General features: G+C 70.5%; 9 protein-coding genes. 4 read left to right on the plus strand and 5 right to left on the minus strand.

What is annotated here, in order from left to right; genetic code table 11:
• A partial coding sequence (locus tag VGD44_RS25255; protein ID WP_331091332.1) for a biotin/lipoyl-binding protein occupies nt 1-535 on the minus strand: 535 nt, incomplete at its 3' end.
• Nucleotides 532-1170, minus strand: coding sequence for a TetR/AcrR family transcriptional regulator (locus VGD44_RS25260; protein WP_331091334.1), 639 nt, complete (start codon nt 1168-1170; stop codon nt 532-534). The genes VGD44_RS25255 and VGD44_RS25260, both read right to left, overlap by 4 nt.
• A 256-nt stretch (nt 1171-1426) precedes the next feature.
• Here VGD44_RS25260 and VGD44_RS25265 point away from each other — a divergent pair, with 256 nt between their 5' ends.
• Together VGD44_RS25265 and rpmB are read left to right on the plus strand one after the other, a co-directional pair.
• Complete coding sequence (locus VGD44_RS25265; protein ID WP_331091336.1) at nt 1427-2137, plus strand: M23 family metallopeptidase; 711 nt, start codon at nt 1427-1429, stop codon at nt 2135-2137.
• A gap of 297 nt (nt 2138-2434) precedes the next feature.
• The gene (gene rpmB, locus VGD44_RS25270; RefSeq protein ID WP_331091338.1) at nt 2435-2731 is read left to right on the plus strand and encodes a 50S ribosomal protein L28; all 297 of its coding nucleotides are present in this window, start codon (nt 2435-2437) and stop codon (nt 2729-2731) included.
• A 113-nt stretch (nt 2732-2844) separates the two neighbouring features.
• Here the strand turns inward: rpmB and VGD44_RS25275 are convergent, their stop codons facing one another.
• Complete coding sequence (locus VGD44_RS25275; protein ID WP_331091340.1) at nt 2845-3804, minus strand: esterase-like activity of phytase family protein; 960 nt, start codon at nt 3802-3804, stop codon at nt 2845-2847.
• Nucleotides 3801-5756: a cobaltochelatase subunit CobT gene (gene cobT, locus VGD44_RS25280; RefSeq protein ID WP_331091342.1), complete on the minus strand. Its 1956-nt coding sequence runs from the start codon at nt 5754-5756 to the stop codon at nt 3801-3803. The genes VGD44_RS25275 and cobT overlap by 4 nt, the downstream gene beginning before the upstream one ends.
• 177 nt (nt 5757-5933) lie before the next feature.
• On the opposite strand from cobT, the gene VGD44_RS25285 reads away from it, so the two are divergent.
• Nucleotides 5934-6113, plus strand: a complete 180-nt coding sequence (locus VGD44_RS25285; RefSeq protein WP_331091344.1) for a DUF1328 family protein — start codon at nt 5934-5936, stop codon at nt 6111-6113.
• Between the two features lie 76 nt (nt 6114-6189).
• Here the strand turns inward: VGD44_RS25285 and VGD44_RS25290 are convergent, their stop codons facing one another.
• On the minus strand, nt 6190-7371 hold the full coding sequence (locus VGD44_RS25290; RefSeq protein ID WP_331091346.1) for a DUF3089 domain-containing protein: 1182 nt from the start codon (nt 7369-7371) through the stop codon (nt 6190-6192).
• Nucleotides 7372-7506: 135 nt separating this feature from the next.
• On the opposite strand from VGD44_RS25290, the gene VGD44_RS25295 reads away from it, so the two are divergent.
• The coding region (locus tag VGD44_RS25295) for a PQQ-binding-like beta-propeller repeat protein (RefSeq protein WP_331091348.1) at nt 7507-9240 on the plus strand (1734 nt) is incomplete at its 3' end.

Here is a 9240-nt window from a genome sequence, read left to right on the forward strand (position 1 = left end):
CCTGGTCCTGGCGCGCGCCCAGGGTGGCGGCGTCGCGCTGGCGCTTCGCGGCCCGCACCTGGGCGTCGGCCGCGTCGGCGGCGGACCGCGCATCGTCCAGGCGGGCGGGCGCATACCAGCCCTGGCGCACCAGCGGCTGGACGCGGCGCAGGTCCGCGTGCGCGTCGCGGGCGCGGGCTTCGGCGGCAGCGATGTTGGCCTCGAACACCGCCAGCTCCAGCGGTCGTTGGCCCTTGCGCGCGTCCTGCGCCTGCGCCTCGGCGGCCCGGGCCTCGGCGGCGGCCTGGTCGTACTGGGCGCGCACCTGGGCCGGGTCGACCACGAACAGCGGCTGGCCCGCAGCCACCTCCTGCCCGCGCGCCACGTGCACCACGCGCACCGTCCCGGCCACCGGGGCGGCGAGGTACAGCGGCTCGGCCTCGATGTAGCCGGACAGGGTCTTCGTCTGGCCCATCCGCGGGATCCAGATGATCAGGCCTACGGTGACGGCCGCGGCGGCCAGCAGGCCCACGACGAGAACGGGCGGGCGCTTCATGCGCGGGCTCCTTCGGTGAGCATCCCGCACAGCAGGGTGTCGATGTGCTGGTGGAGCAGGGCCGGCAGGTTGAACGGCTGGGCGCCGACGGGCACGAAGGTCTCGCGCCACAGCACGCCCACCAAGAGCGGCGAGATCACCTGCAGCGCATAGGTGCGCGGGTCGCCCGGCTTCACCTCGCCGCGCGCCTGGGCGGCCTCGATGGCCGCGGTCATGGCGCCCAGCGCGTGGGTGATCAGCTCGTCGTGCCAGACCCGGGCGATCTCGGGGAAGTTCCGCGCCTCGCCCACCACCATCTTGATCACCCCGCCCAGCGGCGTGGTCTCGACGACGCCGGCGATGTGGCCGGTGACGCCGCGCAGCAGGTCGGCGAGCGGACCGGGATGGGCCGCGACCATGGCCTTGATCATGCCGATGTTGGGCGAGATCGCGCGCTCCACGACGGCGCGGAACACCTCTTCCTTGGTCTCGAAGTAGAGGTAGACCGCGCCCTTCGACACGCCGGCGCGACGGGCGATGTCCTCCAGCTTGGCCGCCGCGAAGCCCTTCTCCGCGAACACCGCTAGCGCAGCGTTGACGATCTCCTCGGGCCGGTCGGCCTTGCGTCTGCGGAACTTGGGAGCGCCTGCGTCCATCTCTAGCCTGACTCTAAATAACTGACCGGCCAGTTAGTAACACGTGCGGCGTAACGGCGCAATCCGACGCGGGTTCCCTGGGCGCGGCGACCCGCCACATGGTTTGTTTACCGCGTTCGCCCATTTTCCGCCGCGGTCCGACGCCAGGACCCTTAACCATAGCCGCGTCCCCCCAATCGCGCGGCGTTCCAGTCAAACCGCCTCGAAAGACCGGCGACAGTCCGGCGAGGGCGCATTTTTGAGTGAAGGGTTCCGGATGAAGTCGGGCGTCCGTGCGCGTCTCCGTGAGTTGGCCGAAAAGCGGCCTCTGATCATCATCGCCGCGATCGGCTGCGCAGCGGCCACCGCCGCAGCCGCCGCCCCCCTGAGCCAGCCCGAGCACCGCGCCGTCGTCGCGACCGCCGTCGAGCAGGCCGTGTCCGTGGTCGCCCCCGAGGCGCCTGCGCCGGCCCCGCTGGAGCTGGTCTGGAAGGGCGAGGACTTCGACGGCGACGGCCGCGCCGACATCTGCAATCCCACCGGCCAGGCGCCGCGCGGCGAGGACGCCTATGGCGAGGGCGAGTTCGGCGCCCGTCGCGACGGCGGTTCGCGCCGCCACGAGGGCGTGGACTACGTGGCCAAGGCCGGCCAGCCCGTCGCCTCGCCCATCTCGGGCTATGTCACCAAGATCGGCTACGCCTACTCCGGCGACGCCAACCTGAAGTTCGTCGAGGTCACCAACCCGGCGCTGCGCATCGCCGCCCGTGTGTTCTACGTGAACCCCAAGGTCGAGGTCGGCGAACCCGTGGCCATGGGCAAGCCGATCGGCACAGCCCGGTCGCTGCAGCGCAAGTACCCGGGCGGCATGACCGACCACGTGCACCTCGAGGTGATCGACCGTCGCGGCGTCCGCATCGACGCCCAGAAGATCATCACCGCCGAATACCGCCCGGTGGAGCCCACGACGGTCCTTGCCACCGCCGACTAGGCGTCAGCAGCAGAGCTTAACGGCGCGCGCGGGAACCCGGGAACGTGGGCGAAACGAATCATGGCCGAATCACTGACTCGCACCGATTCAGCTTTCGTTCCCTACGACATATTGTAGCTGAGTCGCGCGCCGGCACTACGAAGCTTCGCCTTAGACTGCGGCGGATCGGCTTCCTGCGCGGCTCACCTTGACGCGAGCGGGCCCTTCCTCTACATCGCCCGCTCTTCGCGCGGGACCTCAAACCCGTCGCGTCCCTGTTTCTTGCGAAGCCCAGCTTCTTGCTAAGGTAGTCTCGCCATGTCGCGCCGCTGCGAACTCACGGGTGTCGGGCCGATGGTCGGCCACAACGTGAGCCACTCGAACATCAAGACCAAGCGCCGGTTCATGCCGAACCTGGTCGCCGCCTCCGTCCAGTCGGACGCGCTGGGCCAGACCTTCAGCCTGCGTATCACCAACGCGGCGCTGCGCACCCTCGACTTCAAGGGCGGCCTCGACGTCGTGCTCCTGAAGGCGAAGGACGAGGTGCTGTCGTCCAAGGCCCTGAAGATCAAGCGCCAGGTGAAGGCGAAGCTGGCCGAACAAGCGGCCGCCTAAGCGCTTACAAGAGTGTCGTTCCGAGAGGGCCGCCCGAAAGGGCGGCCTTTTCTTTTCTCAAACCTCACCCGCTTGCGGGGGAGGTTAGGGGCCCAAATAGGGCGCCCTCGTCCTTAGGGGGGCGGCGTCCAATCCACCGCGAACAGCAGCGTCTGCTGGGTCGAGTTGAAGTTGTCGTCCGAGAGCAGGTAGAAGCGCACGCCGTCGCCCCGCTTCACCGCCGCCAGGCCCTCGAAATTGTCCACCACCTGCGGCCGGGCGATCTGCAGGCGGTCGACCTCGCGGCCGTCGGCGCCGATGACCTTGATGATGATGCGGTTGCCCGCGAGCGGGTTGTAGCCGCGAAGGAGGTAGGCGACGCCGCCGGTCGGCAAAGGCGCCAGCGCCGTCAGCTCCAGGCCTTCCAGGTCGACCCGTCCGTAGGCGGTGCAGGCGCCCGTGACTCGGCACCGGAAGACCTCGCCCGTGCCCTCGACACCCAGCAGGTATCCGTCGGCCCCGCCGGCGGGCCAGGCGGCCAGCGCCTCCATACCTTTGTTGAAGACGATACTGATCCCCGGCATCGGCGCCGGCCGCGGCGTCGTCTGGCCCTTCGGATAGAAGTACACCCGGTCGTGCTGCTCGAGGCTGATCAGCCGGCTCCCGTCGGGGAACTCGGCGATTCCCTCGGCGTCGTACTCGCGGTCGCCCTGGCTGGTGATCGGCTGCCCGTCCTCGCCCAGCACCGGCTTGAGCGTAGCGTCTGCCACGCCCGCGAGCCAGCCCTTGGCGTCGAAGGTCAGGCGCGCTTCCAGGAGGTCGCCCTGGTCGCCCACCGCCAGCAGCCGGCCGTCGGGCCACACCTTGATGTCGGACAGGCCGTGCAGCCGCGAGGTCTCGGCGGAATTCAGCTTGTAGCCGCCCGCGAAGGCCCAGCCCGGCGCCATCGTCGTCCCGGGCGCGGGGCCCGCCGGCTCGGCGGTGATCGAGATCCCGGCGCCGTAGGGCAGGGGGGCGGTGGGCAATCGGTCGGGAACCTGCGGTGCGCAGGCCGCAAGCGACAGCGCCGCCAGCAGCCCCGCCCGCCGCCTCAAGCGGTCGCCCTCCGGACTTCCTTGAACGTGGACCGGCGCATGCCGCCGCCGCCCTGCGGCCCCTGGGTGTTCGGGGGCGCGCTGAGCAGGTTGGCGTTGCGGCGGGTGACCTTGCGGACCTCCTCGTCGAACAGGTCGGCCAGCTGCTCGACCATGGCGCCGGCCAGCTGCTCCACGTCCACGATGGTCACGGCGTTCTTGTAGTAGCGGGTCACGTCGTGGCCGATGCCGATGGCGATCAGCTGCACCGGGCTCTTGGCCTCGATCTCGGTGATCACCTCGCGAAGGTGGCGCTCCAGGTAATGGCCGGAATTCACCGACAGCGTCGAGTCGTCCACCGGCGCGCCGTCCGAGATCACCAGCAGGATACGCCGCGCCTCGGCCCGGCCGATCAGCCGGTGGTGCGCCCAGATCAGCGCCTCGCCGTCGATGTTCTCCTTGAGCAGGCCCTCGCGCATCATCAGGCCCAGGTTGCGCCGCGAGCGCCGCCAGGGCGCGTCGGCGGCCTTGTAGACGATGTGGCGCAGGTCGTTCAGGCGGCCCGGCTGGGCGGGCTTGCCGGCCTTCAGCCAGTCCTCCCGCGAGCTGCCGCCCTTCCAGGCCCGGGTGGTGAAGCCCAGGATCTCGGTCTTCACCCCGCAGCGCTCGAGCGTGCGCGCCAGGATGTCGGCGCAGACGGCGGCCACCATGATCGGGCGACCGCGCATCGAGCCCGAGTTGTCGATCAGGATGGTCACCACCGTGTCGCGGAACTCGGTGTCCTCCTCCTCCTTGAAGGCGAGGGACGCGGTCGGATCGGTGATCACGCGGGTCAGCCGCGAGGTGTCGAGGATGCCCTCCTCGAGGTCGAAGCTCCAGGCGCGGTTCTGCTGGGCCAAGAGCTTGCGCTGCAGCCGGTTGGCCAGGCGCGAGACCACGTTCGACACGCTGGCCAGCTGCTGGTCCAGGTAGGCGCGCAGCCGCGACAGCTCCTCGGGGTCGCAGAGCTCTTCTGCCGCCACCACCTCATCGTGGCCGGTGGTGAAGACCTTGTAGGTGACCGCCCGGTTGTCGCCCGACGGGTCCGGCCGCGCGGGCTGCTCGCCGTCGCCCATTTCCGGCGGCTCGTCCGTGTCGTCGGCGTTGGGGTCCTCTTCCGACTGCATCATCTGGCTGTCGGCGTCCTCGGCCTCGCGGGACTGGGTCTCGTCGTCGTCCATCGCCGACTGCTGCGGCGACTGGCTCTCGCCTTCGCCGTCGTCGTCCTTGTCGGAGGCGTCGGGATCGCCCTCCTCGCTGCCCTCGGCGTCGTCGTCGGGCTCGTCGGGCGCGTCCGACAGGTCGTCGCCCATCTCCAGGTCGCGGATGATGGCGCGGGCCACGCGGGCGAAGGCCTTCTGGTCGTGGAGGTTGCCCTCCAGCCGGTCGAGGTCGGGGCCGGCCTTGGCCTCGACCTCGCCGCGGAACATCTCGACCAGGGCGCGGGCCATGGCGGGTGGCGGCTCCCCGGTCAGGCGCTCGCGCACCATCAGGCTGACCACCTCCGCCAGCGGCGGGTTGGCCATGGCCTCGACCTCGTTGAACACGCGCCGCGACCAGCTGTGGTCCATCACCGCGCGCAGGTTGCTGCGCACGCCACCCATGGCGGTGGCCCCGATGGCCTCGATGCGGGCCTGCTCCAGGGCGTCGTAGATCGGCTGGCCGCCGCCGGAGTGCGGCCGGGTCTTGGCGTGCGCCGCCGGGTCGTGGTGGGCGATGCGCAGCGCCATCTGGTCGGCGAGGCCGCGGATGCGGGCGGCGTCCTCGGGGGTCAGGTCACGCGGCGGGTGCGGCAGCACGGCGCGATTGCCCGACAGCTGCGGGCCCTCGCCCGAGTAGACGATCTCCAGGTCCGGGGTCTCGGCGAGCGATCGCGCCGCGTGCGCCAGCGCACGCTTGAAGGGCTCGAGGGGGCTTTCCGGGTTCTTCGCCATCGCTGCCGGTTTAGATCAGGGCTCACGCCGCGCAAACCAAGGGTTTCGCTCAACCTAGCAAAAGTGACGGGCCTCGCTCCCGCGAGGCTTGGGGGGAAACAAGGATTTGGCGCCAGTCGGAACAGCGCGGCCATGCCGGCGTTTGCAGGCCGCAAGGGATTTCCGAGGAGACCTCACATGCTGAAATGGGCCCTGATCTTCGCAATCGTCGCCATCGTGGCGGCCGCGCTCGGCTTCGGCGGCATCGCCGGCGCTGCGGCGGGCATCGCCAAGCTCTTGTTCTTCCTGGCCGTCATCGGCTTCCTGATCTTCCTGGCCCTCGGCATCTTCGCCGGGCGCAAGCTGACCGGACGCTAGGACTCAGACCGCGGAAAACGCGGAAGGACGCGGAAGGCGACGCAAGCCCTTCCGCGTTCCGCGCCTTTCCGCGGTTCTATTTTCTGCCCGCGTAAGCCTTCGCCTGCTCGCCGACCACGTCGACCAGGTTGCCCATGGCGATGTTGGCGTCGATCAGGTGCAGGCCCCAGTCCTTGGCGACCACGCCGCCGGGACCCACCACGTCGCCGTTGATGGTGTCGGTGCGCGGGTCGGCCGGGTTGGCGTTCACCTGGGCCTCCAGGTAACTGAACCCGTCCTTCGAGACGCACTGGCCGGTGATCAGGCTCGGCAGGGTGACGAACGGCGTCTTCGGATTGGGCTTATCCTTCACCCAGGTCGGCGGGGGCGCCGCCGAGCTCGCGATGTTCGCCGTGTTCGACAGGTAGGCCTTCAGCTCGGCCTTGCCGCCGGCCAGCGCCGCCGGATTGGTGCAGGCCGCCTCCATCGTCGCCACCTGCATCTTGCCGAACCGGCTGTTGCCCGGCGGCGGCATGGTGTCGCGGAAGGTCACGTAGCTGATGGCGCAGCCGATCTGGCGGGCCGACTTGCAGAGTGGGATCGTCTTGAACGTCCCGGTGTCCTTGCCCTTCTCGACGCCCAGGTTCGAGCCCAGGATCAGCGCCGAAACCACTTGCTTCTGGACCGGCTTGCCCTCGATCTCGGCCGGGATCAGCCGCTGCAGCAGGCCCGAGCCCTGGGAGTGGCCGATCAGCACCACGCCGCGGCCCTTGTTCTCGTGGGCCAGGTAATAGTTCCAGGCGTCGACCACGTCGTTGTAGCCCACCTGCCGCACGCCCGGGTCGGTCGCGCCGGGCAGGGGCGTTCCGGCCACCATGGCCCTGAGCGCCGTCAACGTGAACTGGCGGTAGAGCGGCGCGAAGATCCGGCACTTCGAGCCGAAGCGGGCCAGCTGCTGGCGCACCACGTTCAACTCCTCGGCGTTGGCCGTCATGTCCGAGACCACGCCCGGATCGGTCGACACCGTCGGGTAGACGTAGAAGCAGTCGATGGGCGCCTTCGCGTCGGCCTTGAAGCTCTCCACGGCCGTCGACCCGTCGGCGTTCACCACCGTGGCGGTCATGTCCACCGAGCAGGCGTCGCCCGCCTTGCCCGGCCAGCACAGCCAGGCGTCGGGCTTCGAATAGTCGTTCTTGGCCGGCGCCTGGGCCTGCGCCTGCCCGGCGCCCATCCCCAGCACGGCCCCCATCGCGAGCGTGGCCAGCATGCGTCTCGTCATCGGCGTTTCCCCAGCCTGGATTTTTCGAAGAGTGCGTACGATATTCGCGCGCCGCGCCCGCCGGGTCCAGCCTACTTCATAGGGGCGCCGATTCTGCCTAAGGTCGCGCCCCAAGAGAGTTCCCGGGGGAGACGGATGGCGTCGGACATGGCGGCGGGCTGGCCCGCTCGGATCTGGGCGGCGGTCGGCGGCGCGCTGGTCACCCTCGTGGGCGTGGCGATCCTCGGCGGCGGCGGTTGGCTGATCTACCTCGGCGGCTCGCCCTACTACCTGTTCGCCGGCGCGGCCATCATCGCCAGCGGGGTGATGCTGGTCCGCCGCCACCCGGCCGCCGGCCTCGTCTACGCCGCGACCCTGGCGGTCACCCTGGTCTGGGGCCTCTGGGAAGGCGGCTTCCAGTTCTGGCCACTCTTGCCGCGGCTCTTCGCGCCGGCGGTGCTCGGGTTGTTCATCCTGCTGGTCATCCCCACGGCGCCCAAGGGGCTCCTGCGCATGCAATCGGCGCTCGCCGTGGCGGTGCTCGCGGTGGTCATGGTCGGAACGCTGGGGGCGGCGATCCCGTCCACCTACACCTGGGGCCAGGCGGCGGTCCCCGCCCAGGTCCGCGCCAACGCGCCGGCGGCCGAGCAGACCTCGGACTGGCGCTCGTACGGCCGCGATCCCGGCGGCGCCCGCTACGCGCCGGTCGATCAGATCAACCGCGAGAACGTCGACGAGCTGAAGGTCGCCTGGACCTTCCGCACCGGCGAGACGCCCCACCGCGGCAACCAGGATCAGAACACGCCGCAGATGGTTGGCGACACCGTCTATGTCTGCACGCCCACCAACGTGGTGATCGCGGTCGACGCCGACACCGGCAAGGAGAAGTGGCGCCACGATCCCAAGGTGAAGCCGTTCTTCTGGAACCGCTGCCGCGGCGTCGGCTACTGGGACGGGACCCAGCCCAAGGTCGCCGTCGCCGGCGTGCCCAGCCCGGTCGCCGCCCCGGCCAGGGGCGCTCAGCCCCCGGCGAAGGCGGCTCCCCCCGCCAAGGCCGCGCCCGCCGCGAAGGCGCCGGCGCCGAAGGCCGCCACCCCCGCTCCGAAGGCCGTGCAGACCGCCGCGGCGCCCGCGCCGGCCGGCCCGCTCTGCCGCAAGCGCATCCTGTCCTCGACCATCAACGCCCAGCTCTTCGCGCTCGACGCCGACACCGGCCAGCGCTGCCCGGGCTTCGGCAAGGACGGGGTCGTCGACCTGACCCAGGGCATCGGCCCCATCAAGCGCGGCTTCTACTTCCAGACCTCGATGCCCACGGTCGCCGGCGACGTCGTGATCATCGGCGGCTGGGTGGCCGACAACCAGGAGCTCCAGGAGCCGTCGGGCGTGGTCCGCGCCTTTGACGTGCGCACCGGCGAACTGGCCTGGGCCTGGGACGCCGGCAACCACGAGATCACCAGGCTGCCGCCCGAGGGCCAGACGTACACCCGCGGCACCCCCAACATGTGGTCGACGCCGGCCTACGACCGCGACCTGAACCTCGTCTACCTGCCGATCGGCAACGCCACGCCCGACTACTGGGGCTCGCACCGCTCGGTCGCGTCGGAGAAGTACGCCTCGTCGGTCGTCGCGCTCGACGCCGCCACGGGCCGCGAGCGCTGGCGCTTCCAGACCGTGCACCACGACGTCTGGGACTACGACGTCCCGTCCCAGCCGATGCTGATCGACTTCCCGGTGAAGGGTGGCCATGCGCCGGCGCTGGTCCAGCTCACCAAGCGTGGCCAGATCTTCGTGCTCGACCGCCGCACCGGCCAGCCGCTGACCCGCGTGGTCGAGGTGCGCGTGCCGCAGGGCCCGCAGCCTGGCGAATGGCTCGCGCCCACCCAGCCCTAT

Origin of the sequence: Phenylobacterium sp. (assembly GCF_036402295.1) — a bacterium.
GTDB lineage: Bacteria > Pseudomonadota > Alphaproteobacteria > Caulobacterales > Caulobacteraceae > Phenylobacterium.

Bases quoted from the DNA above. Each gene is read 5' to 3' on its own strand.
- VGD44_RS25260 (WP_331091334.1), bottom strand. From the start codon at position 1,170: ATGGACGCAGGCGCTCCCAAGTTCCGCAGACGCAAGGCCGACCGGCCC.
- VGD44_RS25265 (WP_331091336.1), top strand. From the start codon at position 1,427: ATGAAGTCGGGCGTCCGTGCGCGTCTCCGTGAGTTGGCCGAAAAGCGG.
- rpmB (WP_331091338.1), top strand. From the start codon at position 2,435: ATGTCGCGCCGCTGCGAACTCACGGGTGTCGGGCCGATGGTCGGCCAC.
- cobT (WP_331091342.1), bottom strand. From the start codon at position 5,756: ATGGCGAAGAACCCGGAAAGCCCCCTCGAGCCCTTCAAGCGTGCGCTG.
- VGD44_RS25285 (WP_331091344.1), top strand. From the start codon at position 5,934: ATGCTGAAATGGGCCCTGATCTTCGCAATCGTCGCCATCGTGGCGGCC.
- VGD44_RS25290 (WP_331091346.1), bottom strand. From the start codon at position 7,371: ATGACGAGACGCATGCTGGCCACGCTCGCGATGGGGGCCGTGCTGGGG.